16 protein-coding genes and 1 pseudogene are annotated in these 18,045 nt (G+C 51.2%); 9 read left to right on the forward strand and 8 right to left on the reverse strand.

What is annotated here, in order from left to right:
- Nucleotides 1-511: 511 nt before the first annotated feature.
- Both ACFOFO_RS23215 and ACFOFO_RS23220 read left to right on the forward strand, forming a co-directional pair.
- Nucleotides 512-1,486, forward strand: coding sequence for a hypothetical protein (locus ACFOFO_RS23215; RefSeq protein ID WP_390333042.1), 975 nt, complete (start codon nt 512-514; stop codon nt 1,484-1,486).
- Between the two features lie 70 nt (nt 1,487-1,556).
- On the forward strand, nt 1,557-1,991 hold the full coding sequence (locus tag ACFOFO_RS23220) for a hypothetical protein (protein WP_390333044.1): 435 nt from the start codon (nt 1,557-1,559) through the stop codon (nt 1,989-1,991).
- Nucleotides 1,992-2,062: 71 nt separating this feature from the next.
- Here ACFOFO_RS23220 and ACFOFO_RS23225 read toward each other — a convergent pair whose 3' ends face one another.
- On the reverse strand, nt 2,063-3,478 hold the full coding sequence (locus tag ACFOFO_RS23225) for a RepB family plasmid replication initiator protein (protein ID WP_390333047.1): 1,416 nt from the start codon (nt 3,476-3,478) through the stop codon (nt 2,063-2,065).
- 522 nt (nt 3,479-4,000) lie between these two features.
- Here ACFOFO_RS23225 and ACFOFO_RS23230 point away from each other — a divergent pair.
- Nucleotides 4,001-5,191 carry an AAA family ATPase gene (locus tag ACFOFO_RS23230; protein WP_390329796.1) on the forward strand — a complete coding sequence of 397 codons (1,191 nt, stop codon included), beginning with the start codon at nt 4,001-4,003 and terminating at the stop codon, nt 5,189-5,191.
- Nucleotide 5,192: 1 nt separating this feature from the next.
- A complete protein-coding gene (locus ACFOFO_RS23235; RefSeq protein WP_390329799.1) occupies nt 5,193-6,185 on the forward strand; it encodes a ParB/RepB/Spo0J family partition protein in 993 nt (330 codons plus the stop codon).
- A gap of 821 nt (nt 6,186-7,006) precedes the next feature.
- On the opposite strand, the pseudogene ACFOFO_RS23240 reads toward ACFOFO_RS23235, so the two are convergent.
- The 7 genes and pseudogenes from ACFOFO_RS23240 to ACFOFO_RS23270 all read right to left on the reverse strand — a co-directional run.
- Nucleotides 7,007-7,307 (reverse strand): annotated as a pseudogene (locus ACFOFO_RS23240) (hypothetical protein); the annotation flags it as partial.
- Nucleotides 7,308-7,368: 61 nt separating this feature from the next.
- A complete protein-coding gene (locus ACFOFO_RS23245; protein ID WP_390333049.1) occupies nt 7,369-8,535 on the reverse strand; it encodes a carbon-nitrogen hydrolase family protein in 1,167 nt (388 codons plus the stop codon).
- Nucleotides 8,519-8,824, reverse strand: coding sequence for a hypothetical protein (locus ACFOFO_RS23250; protein WP_390329804.1), 306 nt, complete (start codon nt 8,822-8,824; stop codon nt 8,519-8,521). The genes ACFOFO_RS23245 and ACFOFO_RS23250 overlap by 17 nt, the downstream gene beginning before the upstream one ends.
- Before the next feature lie 109 nt (nt 8,825-8,933).
- Nucleotides 8,934-9,743: a hypothetical protein gene (locus ACFOFO_RS23255; RefSeq protein WP_390333050.1), complete on the reverse strand. Its 810-nt coding sequence runs from the start codon at nt 9,741-9,743 to the stop codon at nt 8,934-8,936.
- Nucleotides 9,744-9,764: 21 nt separating this feature from the next.
- Nucleotides 9,765-10,400 (reverse strand): DUF6753 family protein, encoded by a 636-nt coding sequence (locus ACFOFO_RS23260; protein ID WP_390333052.1) that lies wholly within the window; start codon nt 10,398-10,400, stop codon nt 9,765-9,767.
- Nucleotides 10,401-11,090 carry a nucleotide-binding protein gene (locus tag ACFOFO_RS23265; RefSeq protein WP_390329810.1) on the reverse strand — a complete coding sequence of 230 codons (690 nt, stop codon included), beginning with the start codon at nt 11,088-11,090 and terminating at the stop codon, nt 10,401-10,403.
- A 71-nt stretch (nt 11,091-11,161) separates the two neighbouring features.
- Nucleotides 11,162-11,929, reverse strand: a complete 768-nt coding sequence (locus ACFOFO_RS23270) for a P-loop NTPase family protein (RefSeq protein WP_390329812.1) — start codon at nt 11,927-11,929, stop codon at nt 11,162-11,164.
- Between the two features lie 649 nt (nt 11,930-12,578).
- On the opposite strand from ACFOFO_RS23270, the gene ACFOFO_RS23275 reads away from it, so the two are divergent.
- From ACFOFO_RS23275 to ACFOFO_RS23295, 5 genes are all read left to right on the forward strand, one after another.
- Complete coding sequence (locus ACFOFO_RS23275) at nt 12,579-13,235, forward strand: hypothetical protein (RefSeq protein ID WP_390333054.1); 657 nt, start codon at nt 12,579-12,581, stop codon at nt 13,233-13,235.
- A gap of 260 nt (nt 13,236-13,495) precedes the next feature.
- The gene (locus ACFOFO_RS23280; protein ID WP_390329817.1) at nt 13,496-13,942 is read left to right on the forward strand and encodes a hypothetical protein; all 447 of its coding nucleotides are present in this window, start codon (nt 13,496-13,498) and stop codon (nt 13,940-13,942) included.
- Between the two features lie 404 nt (nt 13,943-14,346).
- Nucleotides 14,347-16,551 (forward strand): OsmC domain/YcaO domain-containing protein, encoded by a 2,205-nt coding sequence (locus ACFOFO_RS23285; RefSeq protein ID WP_390329818.1) that lies wholly within the window; start codon nt 14,347-14,349, stop codon nt 16,549-16,551.
- Between the two features lie 443 nt (nt 16,552-16,994).
- Nucleotides 16,995-17,369: a hypothetical protein gene (locus ACFOFO_RS23290; protein WP_390333056.1), complete on the forward strand. Its 375-nt coding sequence runs from the start codon at nt 16,995-16,997 to the stop codon at nt 17,367-17,369.
- A gap of 281 nt (nt 17,370-17,650) precedes the next feature.
- Nucleotides 17,651-17,998 (forward strand): BrnT family toxin, encoded by a 348-nt coding sequence (locus ACFOFO_RS23295; protein ID WP_390333059.1) that lies wholly within the window; start codon nt 17,651-17,653, stop codon nt 17,996-17,998.
- Nucleotides 17,999-18,045: the final 47 nt, after the last annotated feature.

An 18,045-nucleotide genomic window follows, 5' to 3' on the forward strand; every position in this document is an offset into this window, starting at 1 on the left:
GCTGACACCAGGCTATGCTTCGAGACTCAACAAAAGAATGTCTCAGACCGGCCATCAAGAGACGTTGGGCGTCCCGCGCTCTACGTCAGGTCAAGGCGGGTTGCGGTCACTGGGCTTCGATAGAACCCAACCAGTTCTATGCAAATTGGTTTCTTCGCCTCCATTGGAACGAACGGCGGCTTAGAGACCGGCCGTTGACGGAAATTTCTCAACGAGCGGCTGGTTTTCCAAAGCCTGGCGGGCAGGTCTCGACCCAAGCCGGCCTACATCTAGCCCAAAAGCAGTCCTCGAAATATAGCGGCGATTGTGAGATGCAGCCGCCTTCCAGATTCAGTCGATTACCGGCGGTCGAATTGGCTGCAAAGCTGCTTTCTGGCAAACCTATTCTGCCCCCCCCGGAAGAAGCAGGATTTGATCGATCTCAAATGCCTTGCAATACCCCGTCCTAGCATGAACAGATAAGAGCAAGTAGGCGCGCAAGGGAATTTCTATCAGCCTGGGGTGTACAGACATGGAACAGCGAACTTTGAATCTTGGCCGGATCTTCGTGGGAGCTCTTTTGGTTAGCCTTAGCGCATGCGGCGGCGGAGGTCCTGACGACTCGGCTCTTGCACCTACAGGAGCTGCTAATAATTCGGCCAGCGGGGTCTCGATGTTGGCAACATCGTCGGTCACGTTAGCATTACCGACCGTCTCTGCTGGGTTCAACGTTGAGATTTATTCCAATGTAACCGAACCAATGAAACTGTCTTTCGGGTCGGATGGAGCACTTTATGTAGGACGACAAGGAGGTGTAGTGATTCACAGGGTCCCTCCTGGGGGCGGCTCAGCTTCAGAATTTGGTCCGCCCATGGTTGACCCTGATGCGGTTCTTTTTGACGCTGCTGGACTTATAAGCGGCGTCCCTAATTCCGTCCTTGTCGGGGGAGCAGGCGGGGGAGGAGGTGTTCTAGCGGCAATTTTCCCAGATCAAACAGCGACGGTTATTTTCAATTCCGGCTTTGCTGATGTGGATGACATGAAGTTCGACCATACGGGACGCCTTGTTTTTTCCGATGACTTCCCGCAGGTCCTGGTGAGTAACGGAAGTACTCCCACTGTATTGTTCTCGACCCCTAGTCGACCTGGCAGCATTGCGATCGACGACGACAACCGGATCTTCGTAGCCCTCGCAGATGGGACAATCAGGATTTACAACGCAGATGGATCGTTGGCAGACGGTGCTTTTGCGACCGGGCTGGCCGGTCTTGATACATACCTCGCCTTTGGTCCGGGACCAGGCGGCTTCGGAAAAGCGCTCTATGTCCTGAGTGGAAGCAACCTTCTTAGTTTCAACATGCGTGGTAAGGCCACGATTATCGGATCAGGATTTAGTGTTGGCCCCTCTTCAGGTACCGGCTTTGTGTTTGGTCCTGACAATGCGCTCTATGTGTCTGAGTACAATGAAAATCGGATTCTGAGGATATCTCGGGGGCACGTACAGTAACGCAGCAGTCAAGGACCGTGGAATAAATGGGGCGGTTTACATTCGTTGAACGCCACATGGAGCGTTGCAAATGAGATTCATGGTCTCCGCTGTCTTATTGACGCTATGCCAAGTAGCACCAGCACTGGCGGCATCTGACGATCAGAAATATGGTCAGTATCTTTGCCGCGTTGAACACGCTGCGGGGCTTCGATATCACAAGGGCGAAGCTCTGTACGCCGGGGCAATCAACTTACCTGAGTCAGAGCTTACGTTCGGTGTAACAATAAGCCCTATAACGCGTTCGGAGATCGACGTTACCCTCTGCAAGAGAAGTTTACATTTTTTCCGACGTTGGAAATCCGCTATTTCTTTTGCCCATTTGCTTGCAGCTGCAAAAAAGCGTCAATTGTTCAGCGTTTCCTTAGGGGCTCTTGTGGACCCGCGAAAAGCCAATCGTCCACTTCTGCATACGTTAAAGATGGATGAATTTTTGGCCACAGCACGTCACCAACATTCAACGTAAATTGTTTGCGATCGGACTGATGCGACCCGGCGAAATCATGTCCAAGACCGCGAACCCTACACCCGCTTTTCTCAATGTTTTTTTACACCTAGGTCGACACGCGCGCGACTGGCGGGGCGCAACTGCGAGACTCCCTCTTGATCGATCTTTGACACGATCGCCAAATCGATCATCTCCGAATCTGTCGGTTTTTCCCAGCCCTCATCCCACACTGCGTTGCCCAAGAACTTAAGAAAGGCCGGCCGCACGATCGGGCTGGCAATACCCTTGCCTTGGAATGCTTTGCGTAGTGCGCCGCCATCGGACAAAACTTCTTCTTCGAATTTAGATATCCACGTCTTCTGATCAACCATCGGCATTTCGTCAAACATCGCGTTCAGTTCTGTCCGCTTCTGCGCCATGAAACGCTCAATCAATTTCAAGCGCTCGGCTTTCGTGTCATAGACTTGTGCGACCGGCGCGCCCTCTTCCTTTTGCTGGCCGAATTGGCCGGACTGCAGTATCGTCACAAGGTATTTTTCGGGATTGCGAACCGGTTCCATAGTCGATCGGCGCTGACGTTCCTGCATCACGAGGATCGCTTCATCGAGCGCATTTGCGCCGTATTTAAGTAACAGTTTCTCCGCCCTGTCCTGCGCCAGGCCGGCCTTGATTGCGGCACCAATAGTTTTCAAATCAATCGGTTCAATCGCCCTATCCGGCGGCGCCTGTGGCGCCAATTTTCTCTTCACCCGGAATTGCAGTTCCTGCACCGAACGACCTATTTTGTGCTCGATCAATTCAATTTCGAGATCAGTGACATCGTTGACCTTCTTGACCGCTTTTTTTACGACATCGCGATTGAATATTTTGTATTCCTGGTAGGCACTAGTGGGGCTATCCGGCGCACCGGTCAGTACTGGTCGCCACCACGCCCAGGACTGGCGCGCGGTCAACCCACTCGGATTGTCCGCATAGCGACAGCAGATCTCATACAACACAACCGACGCCATCGTATTGAGTGTCGCGAGCACTTGAAGTGACATCTTGGCGAAGCGCTGCGGATCCAGTAATTCCTGTTTGATGTTCGGCGCGTAGCTCCATTCCAATACAAGCTCATTGCCCCGCTGGATGAGGTCCGCATGGGCAATCAGTGCCGAGATGCTCCAGCGCGCGCCCTCCCCTGTTGTCGGTGATTGCCACTCGACGCCGGTCGTGGCCATTTGCCTGAAATACTGTTTGATGAGCTCGGTATTGTTGGACTTGAAATCGATGCCAGTTGCGATATCCGCTAGACGCGCGCGGTAACTGTCTTTCTCAATCCCTTGGCGTTGCGCATATTGCAGCATCACGTTGTAAATCTTGCGCGCGGTAACCGTGATCTTTTCGGATTTTGGCACGATGGCCAACGTGTTGACAGGCTTGCGCAGCAATATGTCCGATTCGACGGCCGCAAATTTGCGGGCGCTGTCGGCAGCTCGCCTCGGTTGAGACTTTGTATTGGGCATGGTTATTGATCGCGATAAGATTCTGGCAATAGTCTATAGTGAGTCGGAAGTTAACGCAAACTCACCTAAGATCATGCCCTCCATTCCCGCGCAACCCAAACTCTTGCGAACTAGATGGCTCCTCCCAAAATATCTCACCTTAAGTGCCCTGCTACCGGCTTTGTCGTGGCGGGCGAGCGTTCCCATATCCACTCACCGTAGGCCCCAAATGTTCTCACCCTTCACCCTAAAATTGCTCACCTTACCTCCCAAACATTCTCACCATACATCCCATAAGTTCTCACAGAAAATGAGTTAACTCGTTGAATCTATTATAGAAATGTTGACCTATAGTTGTTATAGGGATTGAAGGGTTTAAAATTTTTATTAGCGTCGGAGATCAAAGAAAAGATCAAAAACAAACGAAAAGACAGCGATTATTCAAATTTTTGTAAATTTCATGAAATACGAATAATTTTGTAATAGCCATGAATATCGCTATAACGTAAAATATTGACTTATCGTTAAACCTTTGAGAATGCAATGGTCACACAAAAAATGAATGACACGCAAAAAATCCAAATCAGTGACATTGTGGATCAAGCAGAGCGCGCGACGCAAATGGTTAACCAGATTCGTTCTCGCATGCTCGCGCCTAACGCGGTGAAGAATCCACCAGTGTTTTCGCTGACTCAGCTCGCTAGCTTGTGCGGCATCGACAAAGGGCAAGTGTCATATCGAATCAGCAAAGGCGACTTACCTGCCGGTCACCTGAATGACAAAGGCTCGCGTCGCGAGTTTTCGTTAGCCGAAGCTCGCGTATGGGTACAACATTACCGCGCTGGGCAACTACGGCCAGATGGCGCGCGTGCTGTGACCATTGCAGTCGGCAATTTCAAGGGAGGCGTCTCAAAAACCACTACCGCCATGGTTCTCGCACAAGGTTTGAGTTTACGTGGGCACAAGGTTTTGGTTATTGATGCAGATCCGCAGGGGTCACTAACGACTCTATTCGGAATTATGCCAGACACCGAAGTCACTGAAGAGCAAACTATCGCTCCCTTGGTATATGGCGAAACGACAACTATTAGGCCTGCGATTCAGTCGACCTACTGGGAAGGCATTGATTTGGTCGCCGCGTCATCGAGTTTGTTTTCGGCTGAATTTGTGTTGCCTTCCCGGCAGATGAAGGATCCAGCATTTCAATTTTGGGACGTTCTAAATCTAGGGCTCGAGGATGTGCGGGACGACTACGATATTATCGTCATTGACACACCCCCTTCCCTATCGTACGTAACGATAAATGCATTCATGGCCGCTGATGCCCTGATCGTGCCTTTACCGCCCAACGCGCTAGATTTCGCGAGTTCCGCGCAATTCTGGAGTCTATTCAGTGATCTGGCATCCAATTTGGTGGAAAACGCGGGCATAACCAAAACCTTCGACTTCATCCACGTATTACTGGCGCGGGTCGATTCCGCTGATGTTGCCAGCGAAGTGGTGCGCTCCTGGATTACGGCCACTTACAGAGAAAAAGTGCTGCCGGTGGAAATCCCAAAAACGACAGTGACTTCATCCAGTTCAGCGGAATTCGGGACGGTGTACGATATCAGTCGCTACGATGGCAGTATGAAGACCTACAGTCGAGCACGGGACGCATATGACAGGGTCAATGACCTGGTCGAAGTATCGATTCGAAATTCATGGATCTCCCAATTAAGTGAAGGAGTCTGATATGTCGATCAAGGGTCGGCTGACGAGTAAAACAGAAGGACTGTTCTTGGCAAGCAAGGTAGATGGAACTACGACGACGCCTGCTGCCCCAACGGCCGCGCTGCGCACCGGGCCTGGACAGATGTTGATGGTTAACTCGCTGATGAAGGAAAGTAACGAGAAAGTTTCATTGCTGGAGGCGCGGTTACTTGAGTTTGAGGGAATACTTCCGGTGCGCCTAATCGACACTGACAAGATCGCGGCGTCAAAATGGGCCAATAGGATTAGTGACAGTTTCACCTCAGCTGATTTTCTCGCCTTAAAAGAGGAGATCACTCAGGCGGGCGGCAATGTGCAGCCAATCAAGGTGCGACCACTTGTTGGCGTGGCCGATCGTTACGAGATTGTATTTGGGCATCGTCGTCATCGCGCCTGCTTAGAGGCAGGGTTGCCGGTATTGTGTCTGATCGAAGCGGTTAGTGATCAGGAACTGTTCAAGGAGATGGATCGCGAAAACAGGGATAGGTTAGATTTGTCCCCGTGGGAGCAGGGTCGCATGTACCGGCACGCTCTGAGTGAAGGCCTGTTTGGTTCGTTGGGCGAATTGGCCAAAGAGGTTGGAATCGACAAGGGTAATTTGAGCAAAGCATTGCGGTTGGCCGCGCTGCCCGATGATGTCGTCAACGCGTTTCCTTCACCGCTTGACTTGCAATTTCGGTGGGCGAAGTTGTTGAACGATGTGATGCAAAACAGGCCTGATGACGTGTTGGCTCGGGCTAAAGATCTGGCGGAGAGCAAGCCGCACAAGCACTCGTCCAAAGAAGTATTGGATATCTTAGTAGGGTCTCCGGCTAAGGCGATATCCGAGCAACCAGTCGTGGTGGGCGGCAAATCGCTGGCCACAATTTGTATCGATGGGGACAAGGTGGCGGTTCAATTTTCAAAAGGTTCTCTGAGCCCAGAGAAGACGAAACAGTTGCATTCCTTGGTTAAGGAATTTTTGCAGAAGAAATAGGGTTGGCACTGGATAAGACCGAAGTAGAGATGGTTGTTGTACGGTACAACACCCTTTTTTATTTCCGGAGAGTGTCGAATCGTGAAGTGAATATCGGCTTTCAGATGCAGCCCAAAATTTCTCACCTATTAAGATATTGGTCGAACGGGAACGAAAGGGCCGGAATATCAGGCCGTTGGCTCTTGGATTCTGTTGAAACATTATCCTTCAGATGCATCTTGAGATTGGAGGGCACATTTTGGTGTGGCTGGGCGAGGAAGGGCAGCGAATTCTGCCGGCAGCAGGACGGGTGTCGGGGGAGGGAATGGTAGCGGATGGTCGCTTCGGGGGTGTTGTCCCGTACAACACCCCCATCTTTATTGCCTGTAAACGCGGAACGTCGACCGATCGGGGACGAATACTGGGCGCGTAGATTAGTGAGGCGCTCGGAATTCTGACATCCCGGGAATGATGGTTGTCAGGCAGGGGAGGGTAATCGTAGGTTCGGTCTGGGGTGTTGTACCGTACAACACTCGTCACTTTCGGAGTGGATAGATTGAGGGCCTTTCGGTTGCATACAATCTTATCCAATCTCCCAAATCTTCTCACTTTGCTGACATGTAGTCCTTGTACCGTACAACGCCAATGTACTAGAACTAGACCAGTGGAAGGGGGCACTGCTGTCGGTTGCAACTATCGTAAATTCGATGCGGAAAGCGTATTCGCTGCCAGCGGCTGTCATTGAGTAGTCGAAGTCCCTCCCAAAACTTCTCACCTTCGATGACTTCTTGATGCGTGCACATATTCGGATACCGTCCGAGCAATTGACGGCCGGCTAAACCTCAATCCCTCAATCCGAGCGCACGCAGCAATGCGTCAATCTGTCCGAATGCATCTTGCTGCCACTGATCTGGCGTTCGTCCGTTTAACACATGTGAATCTTCGACGAATCGCCGGACGGACGTAGGGCCATAGCCATCCACCTCATCAAATTTTATGGCGAGCAAGGCGGGGATCGAGCAAACAGCAATCTCAACGCGATTATTGCCTCCTTCCGGCATCTGACCGGCGATTGCGACCATCTGATAAAATCGCATCGCCAGATCGGCGCCATACGCGCTAGGCAGCAAAGTCATTAATCAGACTGTGCGAGAGGCTTTAGCTGCGGTACGCAGAAGGTAATTTTATCGGAATTGGCGTTGCGTCAAGAGTTGACAGCGAACAGGACGGGAATATCGAACAACAATCCCCAGGATGTCATTGCCTGTCGTTGAATCTCCGCAACACTGGTTTGTTTTGCCCACCAGATGTTGGACGGAGCAATGAGCAAGTCGGGCGAGTTCGCGGCGCTTATCAGGATCGGCCACATCAAAATTTGCTCATAGCAAATAATGTGGGCCACTTTCTTATTTTTAATTTGAGTTGTACCGGACAGCCACCAGTGGGCCACCGCTCCATCCTCAGCCCACGGTTTCCACATCGAAATTGGTACCGGAACGCGATCCTCTAACTCCCTGCCCGATATCGCCCCAATGCTGATCAAGCTATTGCTGTAGCTGGCGCCGGCCATTGGACGGTGAATCCCAAGCAAAACGGTTTGATCTTTCTTTTGCAACGCTTTTTCAGCGTCTTCCCACCACATCGCATTTACTGACCAATCACCCCCGACCAGCTCGGGCAACACAATAATTTCGCCTCGGTCCCTACTATTTGATTCTTTGGAGACGATGGATTGAAGCGACTGCAGGCGATGGAATTCATCAGTATCGCGTTGGCCACCACCTAATTTAGTGTTAATTGCGGTCCAGCCTGGGATCGCTTCGGCCCGCGTATGCAGCACATTGAAAGTGATGGCAACAAGTGCAAAGGGAAGAATAAAAGTAGGGCGGGGCGATGCTACCAAGACCAGAAAAAGGACCACCAATGCCATCAGCCCATACCATCCAAGACCCGGAAAATAAATGCCAGCAGAGGTTAGGGGATTCGCCCATCCGATGATGCCGATCGGAGGGCAGGAGAGGGCAATCAAAATGACAAGCAGCCGAATTGCTTTAAATCGATGACCCCAGCAGATCGCCCATGTTGCGGCCAGGATCGTGCTCGAACAAAGCCAGAGCATGATGCCCAGCCAAATTCCTCGGAAGAGGGCGGTCTCAGCAAAGAACAGGCTGGACCCATTCAAAATGCCACGACTTGCGGCAGCATAGTAAAAAAATAACGCCAGAAAAGCCGCCCATCGGGTTGCGCAACGACTCCAAATGACAACAATCGCAGGTAGCAGGAGTAGGGCGGTTGTATTTCCACCCCAGCCAAAATATCCGACCATTGCGCTCAGAATACAAAGACTGAGCGTTTTATAACGATTTTCCATGACATTGCTTTATGTGTGTGTGCACCGCATCGAGCGCGGCTAACCAGACTTGAATTTCTCTCTCAATTACGCGAATGCGACTGGAAACTTCTGTCGAATAGGCTTCATCTTCAACATTTAGCAAATTCGATAGTTCTATGCCAAGCGACCTCAAATTAGAAAGGATGTCAGGCAGATCCGCCGCATCAATGGCGTCAGGCTGGGAAGAATTTTCCGGTACGTCAATGGCGGAACAGATGCGGCGATACAGCGAGACAATTTTCAGATTCAAATCATTGTCGTCGCCCATTGCAACTTCCTACCTTGTCGAGATCACCCTTGAGCGCGGATCTACACTGAAGGGTGTTTGATTCGAGTTTGCCGGTGCCGGATTTCCGACGTTGGAAATGGAAACTGCCCTAGCCGACGCGCCGGACAAGTTTTAATTGAACGTGATACCCATTTTCGCGAAGCGCTGACACTAGAGGCGTGTTGAGGTGATCCGGTACGTTGGCCAGCGAATTCAGATGGCTTTCCACGATCGAAAGCAATCCAGTGTGATCGTTATCTTTTGACGATTTCGATGCACCTGGAGCGGGACTGTTTCTTTCAAGCAAGTCAATGCGAGCTAACGCTTCACGATAGAGGCGTTCGATCCGACCTTTTTCTTCCTTCTCTCTGCTCAGGTCCAACGTCAATTCCTGAATGTGCACGAACTGTTCATTCAGCGTTCCCATGATTTCAGCATCCGAGGATTTGCTTTCAGATACCGGCAGCAGTTCAGCGGAATCACGTTTCTCCTGATCGGATTGACTGGCGGTCGGTACAGCATCGACAACCAGGTCGTCATGACTCCGACGGTCCGACGTGAAAGCTCCATCGCAAATTTCGTTACGTTGAATGTTGATGTTTACCAGCCGGCCAAGCAGCATGTGTTCGATCTCGCTACTTTCCGAATAAAGTTCGCAATCGATCCATCCCAATTTTTGTAGGATGTAATTAATATTATTCAAATGGTCTTTGGAGTTTCCGAAAATATCGATGACTTCCAGATCAGCCGATATTTCAAACGCAGCATCATCGTCGTTTTCCGAATTGAAGCGCAATGCCGTCATTCCGTCTTCAATGTATTGATACGAACTGAGGATATCGGAAACCTCCGCGTCACTGACTACGTTGCCAGTAACCATCACCAGTTTTGCTACTGAATTATGTTCTAGGGTTCTCATGATGTAGTCCTTTATTGAATGTTATTGAATTCGCCAGCCGGTGATTTTTTTCTCTCGATCGTCATACGGCACGCAGAAGGTTTTATTTCCCTCGACCCGCTTTTGTCCAGCACTACACTGAATAAGTGATCTGACATCGTTCAGTTCTGCCATATGCCGGGCTGCTACACCTTCTGGGCTGACTGCCCACGCGACTTGCGCCGCACTACTGCGGGAACCGATCGCAAAAGCACTCCAGGCGAGCAAGCACATTGCCATTGCCGCGACGCCAATGCTTACAGTGAGGCCCAAAATGAATTTGTTGCGGGAATCCGCAATGGTGATTTGTTTCGAGGATGCGATGACCTCTTGCGCCATTTCCCGAGCCGCCTTCGCGACACTTTCTACCAGGTTGGCTTTTACATGGCGGTCTGCCGCTTCCGCCGTATGCTCCAAGGCAATCTTGTGTTCTGCAATGAGACGATGTGCTTGCTCCGCAATTTTTGCGGGGATCTCTTCATACAAAATTTCATAGTGACCGAAGGCCAGCAGCAACGACCACACCGAATCGTGCTCACTGAAATTGCATATTTCTTTAATTTTATAGAATTTGCTAATGTCCTCGGCAGAGGGTTCCCGGCCAATCAGGACTCGCAAGGCTTCTTCGATAGGTTTCATTTATTCCCCCAAGAGAACTTCGTCCAGTGCTTCAAACATGTTGTCGCGCCAATCCGCAACAATGAGTTTTGCATAGGTAAAGTTGGTGTGCGCATCGCCGGTTTGTTCTGAAAATTCTTGAAATGGCATACTTGATTCCCGAACCAGCATCATTATTTTGAAGGCCATTCTAGGGAAGAGAATCGTCTGATCTGCATATTTCGCTCCGAAGGTTTGATCAAAATGACCGAATTCAGAGGGGGAACCAAAGCATAGATTTTTAACAGGAAAGACGTTTTTGAACGAGCCGGAAAGCTTGTCAAACAGATGAAGTCCGTCCGGAAGTGTGTTGATTACGAACAACACCTTAATTTCAAAATCATAGCTGTCGGCCAGACGTTCCAGGCGTTGAAAGTAGAGGATTGCTCGCTCACTAATTCCATCCGGTAGGTTGGTGACAACATGACCGTTAAATCCTGTTTCGCAAATGAAGTCTGAGAATAGTGGCCAGCCAGTCTCTTCGTTCAGATCAAATTGCTTTGTGGTCGCGGTATCACAAAAGGACGCATGAACATCCGGGGTCCGTTTGTCACCGTCCACGATCAAAACCGGCGTTTGGTTGCGGCGAAGCCATTCGACCATGCTTTTAGCGACGACAGATTTACCAACGCCACCCTTATTCCCAGCAATTAACCAGACGACTTTATCCATATTTTTTGGGGGGGAGGGGAGAAGGAGAGATCGCCCGGCGCCCCGCCCCCATTTTTCCAACGTCGGAAATGTTAGGTGCCCAAGGCTTCTTGTAATTGATCGAATTGACGATGATTTTCTTGCAACCACATCAGCAATTCCATATTTTCGGAAGGCGTCAGTTTGTGTGCCGATTTGCTAACGTCCTGAACAGGAACGACCGCCGTGCTAAACGGCATCACGTTTTCATTGTCCGCAAACAATTTGTCAACAGTTCGTTCGTGCAGCTCAGACAAGCAAATAGTTCGGCCACCGGAAGCTTCGAACTTCTTCCGAGTTTCGCTGTTGTCCCAGCGGCTAAATTTGTCTTCATCGCCAAAGAAAAGGTTTTTTACAACAATCTTTGAATGAAGCCTGTCACCGACAACGTTCATCGCTTCGGCCAGGAGATTGATACTGTCGGGCAAACGATTGATCACCCAATACATATTGACTGGCCTGTTAAGCATGGCGCAGGTTTCGAAGAAGCGCGCGGATTCTCGCTTGAAGTCGCCGCCGATGCCGGCCGGCAGGGAAACAATGATGGAATCATCCGGCTTCGCAATCATGAAATCGGTTAAGTCCATCCATCCTTCATGCACCCTCAGATTGCTGTTGATGACGGGGATACTGTCACCAAACATCCTCGACACATCGGGATTGCGCGTATCGCCATCAACCAGAGCCGCAGGCACTTTCCGTTTTACCAGCCAGTCCGTAAAAACTGAGCAAGTCCAACTCTTGCCCACGCCCCCTTTGTCGCCGTGAAATAGCTCTACCGGTTTGCCGGCAGGTTTTTTCTTTTCCGAATTTGTAGCCATGACTGACCTTTATAAAAGTATTGATTGTTTATTACATTCTACATTAAATATGTTACAGAATTGCGATGATCTGTAGGGAGGCGGAATACATGACACTGCGGATACATAGAAATCAGCCAACTTGGCAACCTGGCTAAGTACCGCACTGGTACAGGCCAAGCCGAAATAGCGAAACTGAGCGGACTCGCCACATGAATTGCTGACACCAGGCTATGCTTCGAGACTCAACAAAAGAATGTCTCAGACCGGCCATGAGCGGGCATTTACGTATTTATCCGAAAGCGGTCATCCCACTGGTTGGTGGTATCGCGTCGGCCGGTACCCGGTTATTGGTCACGAAAGTACTGTGCGCATTTTCGAAGAATCAGCAGAACGTCAATATGCACAAGGGTTTCAAAGAGATGGCTGCGGCAGGATATTGCACAAGCCTCCCGATTATGAGTCACTATCTGTTCAATAAACCACGTTGGCCGTCATGAACTCTCCGAATAGCAAGTCTATCAATTTGGCCGCTGAACTGAGGTCTGGTCGCCACTATGGCGTGTTTATTGATGACACCGGCTCCCCCGGTCTGATAACTCCCGGTCTCCATGAGCAGCGGAAGTCGTGGGTCGCAGTACTCGTTCCGCCACATCAAACAGCCGAGGTCATGGATCAACTTCCAAGCGCTCTATCCTACCTTCAAGAACTAGGACTCAATGATCCTGAGTTGCACTTCACGGAAATTTGGGGCGGAAGGGGTGAGTACAGCAAGCTGGATCTCCAGCAGCGCTTGGGCATATTTCGCTTTATGGCGCACATCTTTACAACCTACCGCTTTTCGGTGCTGGTGCAGACCTTTGATCCCGATAACGCGGCTGATGTTCTCAATCGCGCTAACTGGCCAGATAATTTTGGCCCCTTGAAGTTTAGCGATCACGAAGACCTTGCATTAATCTTTGCGCTCTTGCGAGTCCGCTTACATCTAAAATCGCTTGAAGGAGGCAACGCAACGGCCTGCGTAGTAGTAGACGAAGGGCGACTCTCCAACGGTAAGGCAATCATTCTTTCTGGCTTAGCTCCAACTTTTTGTGCAGGCGCGATCCTGTTCGCTAGTTCACGGCTGGTTCACCCAATCCAACTTGCCGATTTCGCAGCATTCGTGATGAATCGCTGGCAACTACTTCGCGTAAAGGACAGGCTCAGTAAACTTGATAAAACCCTTCTTGAGATTATTTCGCCCGTTGCAGAGTGCTTCGTCAACATAGACGCTGTGCCAGTTCATGGTTTTCCAAAAATTACAAGCCTTCGCCAAGGAATGAGCTAAATGACGGCCAACCCTACAGTCAAGCGGGACTGCGCAAAAGCGCGCAGCCCCTTACTTCCACGTTAGCCCCCACCGCCGTCATCATGCAGCGCATCTATCCAGATCTTGAGTGGTACTCGAAGCAGAGCGCGTCGCGAGGTCTGCCCGTGCGTTGCCCGTACGCGAACGTCCACACTTGCCCGCGCTACTTTCAAAGCCTTGCTCTTCTGGGAGAACAAGGGACTACTACCCGCATAGACCCGGCGACCGATAGAGCACTCATGGAGAAGTGGCAAGCTTCGCCTCTTTGGCCAGTAGTTGCCGAGCACGCCACGTCCATTGTCAACAAACGTCTCTACTCCAACTTTTGTCCAGAAGTGAGCTTCGATGTATTCCACCTCTTTGCATCATCACTCTCACGCTATGCTGACGAAATCGATAGAGACGCTGCGGAGCGCGCCATGGTCAGAGAGGGCTCTTCAGGAACAAACGACTGGCGATGGAACTGGTCTCACGTCTCGGAAATGCACTACTCGGAGTGCCCCTTGTACTCGCAGCTCGTCCATCAAACGTCGCAGCCCTCCCACCAAACTCCAACCAAGCCGGGTGAGAAGCCTACAGAGATCCTCACGCTCAAGCCGGGCGCTTTTGGCATGTCAATCGACATCAAAGGTCTCTTTACACGAGTCGTGCGATGGTGGCTGTCACGCAATGGGAAATCGGGCTAACCCTTGCATCGAGGGGACATGCAAGATCAGGCTTCGCCTGCTGTCGCATGCCCCTCATCGCCAACTTTTGACCGATTGAATCCGCAGCCAAAAGCGGACATGTGACTACATTAATAAGCCACCCCTTGGTCGCCTTTTCTTCGCGGAACGCCCACCTGCCCGCATTCTGGGGTATGTTGGCGGAACTTGCGGCGATTCAGTTTAGCGCATGGCGCTGCCGTGGATATCGCCATGGCGCATGGAAGCATGCCGGGTTCCAACCACGTCCTGCGCAATAGCATTAGTCTGTCAAATTATCCGTATGCGGCAGCGTTTGTAGAACGCATCGATGTGTCACAAGGCGCCGGCGTGGCGACGGATAATAACGGCCACCTCATTTTGAGCACAATTTTTGGAATTTTCCCATGGAAATCAAGGTCAATTTTCTCGATAAGCTTCGTCTTGAAGCCAAGTTTGATGATTTCACGGTGGTGGCCGACCAGCCCATCCGCTATAAGGGCGATGGCTCGGCTCCCGGTCCCTTCGATTACTTTCTGGCCTCATCGGCTTTGTGTGCGGCTTACTTTGTGAAGCTGTACTGTGTAACTCGCAACATTCCGACCGAAAATATCCGCCTGTCGCAGAATAATATTGTTGATCCGGAAAACCGTTACCAGCAGATTTTCAAGATTCAGGTCGAGTTGCCGGCGGATATCTCTGCCAAAGACCGCCAGGGTATTTTGCGCTCCATCGACCGTTGTACGGTGAAAAAAGTGGTGCAAGCCGGCCCCGAGTTTGTGATTGAAGAGGTAGCGAATTTAGATGCCGATGCTCAGGCCTTGCTGATGTTGAATCCGACTTCTGAAGCGAGCACCTATATTGCGGGCAAGGATTTGCCCTTGGAGCAAACTATCGCCAATATGTCGGGCGTTTTGGCGGGCCTGGGCATTAAGATTGAAATCGCTTCGTGGCGCAATATCATTCCCAATGTGTGGTCGCTGCATATCCGCGATGCGCACTCGCCGATGTGTTTTACCAATGGCAAGGGAGCGACCAAGGAAAGCGCGTTGGCGTCGGCGTTGGGAGAGTATATCGAGCGGCTCAATAACAACCATTTCTACGCCGGTGCGTTTTGGGGCGAAGACATCGCCAATGCGGCGTTTGTACATTACCCGAACGAGCGCTGGTTCAAGCCTGGCCGTAAAGATGCGCTGCCGGCCGAAATTCTCGATGAATACTGCCTGCCCATTTACAATCCCGATGGCGAATTGCGTGGCTCGCACCTGGTCGACACCAACTCCGGCAATGTGCAGCGCGGTATCTGTTCGCTGCCGTATGTGCGACAGTCGGACGGCAAGGTGGTGTATTTCCCGTCCAACCTGGTCGAAAACCTCTACGTCAGCAATGGCATGAGTGCCGGTAATACGCTGGCCGAAGCGCAAGTGCAATGCTTGTCCGAAATTTTCGAGCGCGCGGTAAAACGCGAAATTCTGGAAGGCGAAATGGCATTGCCTGATGTGCCGCACGAAGTGCTGGCGAAATACCCCGGCATTCTGGCCGGGATTCAGGGATTGGAAGAGCAAGGCTTTCCGGTGCTGGTGAAGGATGCGTCGCTGGGTGGCATCTATCCGGTGATGTGCGTCACCTTGATGAACCCACGAACTGGCGGTGTCTTTGCTTCGTTCGGCGCGCACCCAAGCTTCGAGGTGGCGCTGGAACGGAGTCTGACAGAATTGCTACAGGGTCGCAGTTTTGAAGGCCTGAACGAATTACCTCGGCCCACCTTTGCAAGTGAAGCAGTGACTGAGCCAAATAACTTTGTCGAACACTTCATTGATTCCAGCGGTATTGTGTCGTGGCGCTTTTTCAGTGCCAAAGTGGATTTCGATTTTGTCGAGTGGGATTTTTCTGGCCAGGGCGAGAATTCCAATGCCGAGGAAGCCGCGACTTTGCTTGGCGTTCTTGAAGACATGGGCAAAGAGGTGTACATGGCGGTCCATGACCAGCTAGGCGCGGTTGCTTGCCGGATTTTGGTGCCCGGCTATTCGGAAATTTATCCGGTAGAAGATTTGATCTGGGATAACACCAACAAGGCGCTGTTGTTCCGCGCCGATATCCTGAACTTGCATCGCCTGGACGACGCCAGCCTGGAAGCGCTGCTTGAGCGTTTGGAGAACAGTGAGCTCGATGAGTACTCCGACATTGCCACCTTGATCGGCATCGAATTCGACGAGAACACAGACTGGGGCCAGCTGACCGTTCTCGAGTTGAAGCTGCTCATACATCTCGCCTTGCAGCAATTCGAGGCGGCACACGAGCTGGTGGGCGCCTTCTTGCAGTACAACGACAACACGGTCGAGCGCGGATTGTTTTATCAAGCCTTGAACGTGGTGCTGGAGGTGCTGCTCGATGACGACCTAGAACTGGACGATTACGTGGTCAATTTCCGCCGGATGTATGGCAATCCGCGGATGGACGCGGTGCTGGGCTCAGTGGACGGCAGCGTGCGCTTCTTTGGCTTGACGCCAAACAGCATGGAACTGGAGGGGCTCGACAGGCACCGCCGCCTGATCGACAACTACAAAAAAATGCATATGGCGCGGGCCAATGTGGCGGCTAAAGCCAGTTAGGGTTACAACGCGCCGAGCGGATTCGTAACATTTGGGGACGATTTTGCTGATTCAGCCAACTTGTTGCGTCGACCGGTTGAATCCAAGGTCGACTCCCGCCCGTCACGCTAAGAATCTGAATGCCTGGTGCCGGCCACAAAGAGGCGTTCGCCCTCACAACGAGTTTTGTTAAGCATCTCTTAAGATTTGGCGATGACTGATCGAAATTTCTCTGGTAAGTTATACCAAGGCGCCAGATTGGAGTTACGAGAAAGAATGGCGAATCACATCTCGCCGGCGCCCGACCGACATAGGTTCATTTACCGACTACAAATGCCACCCGGCCGAGCTTTCAGCTGTCTATCTCGGTCCGATGATTTCGCTACCTGATCGAAACACGATTATTAGTCTTGCGGCGCGCTACTCCCTTGCCAAGGTGTGGAATGTCACTATCGGAATGAGCCGTGAATTCGAATTCTCGAAAGCAGAGGGTTAATCATATGAGCAGGGGATGGTTTCGACTCGGTATATTGCTGACAGTGATTTGGTTCGCTAGCGCCGTTGCGTTTCTCATCTATGAATACCGTTCCCAGAACCCATTCTGTCAGTTTGATGAACCGGTGGCTTCTGGGCCGGCCTGTGAACACGTTTTTTGGACGTGGGAGCCGATCAAAAACTCATCGACACTTTTTACGACAGGTCAAGCAACAGAGGCCAAGCAGGTTTTTACACCGCAAGTTGGTCGAGTCGTTTTCTTATTGCTCGGTATGCCATTGCTTGGCTGGGCGTTGGCCATTGGCGTTGCATGGGTTGCCAGCGGATTTAGGAAATCAACCTAATCATTCCATACGAACACGAAACTCGCCGGTTAGCGTCCGTTATCCTCAATGCGAGGCAGCTGACGCTGTGCTTTCCGCCTACCTCGAATTCCGTTCTACCTTTGTGAATTGACACCCCCCGATCGACGCTTGCTGTCGCAATCGGCAACTGGCGGCCACAAGGAGACGGCTGACATTTTTCTGCAAAGCCGACGTTCGTGGGAAGTTGAACGCAAGAATGGATGTACTGTCAATCCGTGGCGCTGGCTTATTTCAGGTTTGTCATGTAGAGGAGAACAGTGATGCTAACTTCACCGTGGACTGAGTCGGATTTCCGTATCGTAATCGGAAGCACCACTATCGACTACGATCAAAACAAAGAGACGGTCAATCGCCAAAAGCACGGCTATTCTCTTGCAAGCGCAGTGTACTTTTTGGAGCGCATGATCCTTCCGATCCCGGGCCCGCTGCTGATTACGACGGACCCGTTTGAAGAGAATGGCGAAATTCGGCACAACCATATGACCAAGGACGAAGATGGGCATGTCGTTTTCTTCGTAACAACCATGCGCCCTAGTGAGACTGTGCGGGTTATCTCACTTCGTAGAGCTAGCAAGAATGAGGAAATGATTTATCTTGCGCATACTTGAGCGTAACAGTGCGTTGCCGCCCAACTTGTCGGTCACCAGAACCTGCG

It is taken from the genome of Pseudundibacterium arcticum (genome assembly GCF_042646465.1).
GTDB lineage: Bacteria > Pseudomonadota > Gammaproteobacteria > Burkholderiales > Burkholderiaceae_D > Undibacterium_A > Undibacterium_A arcticum.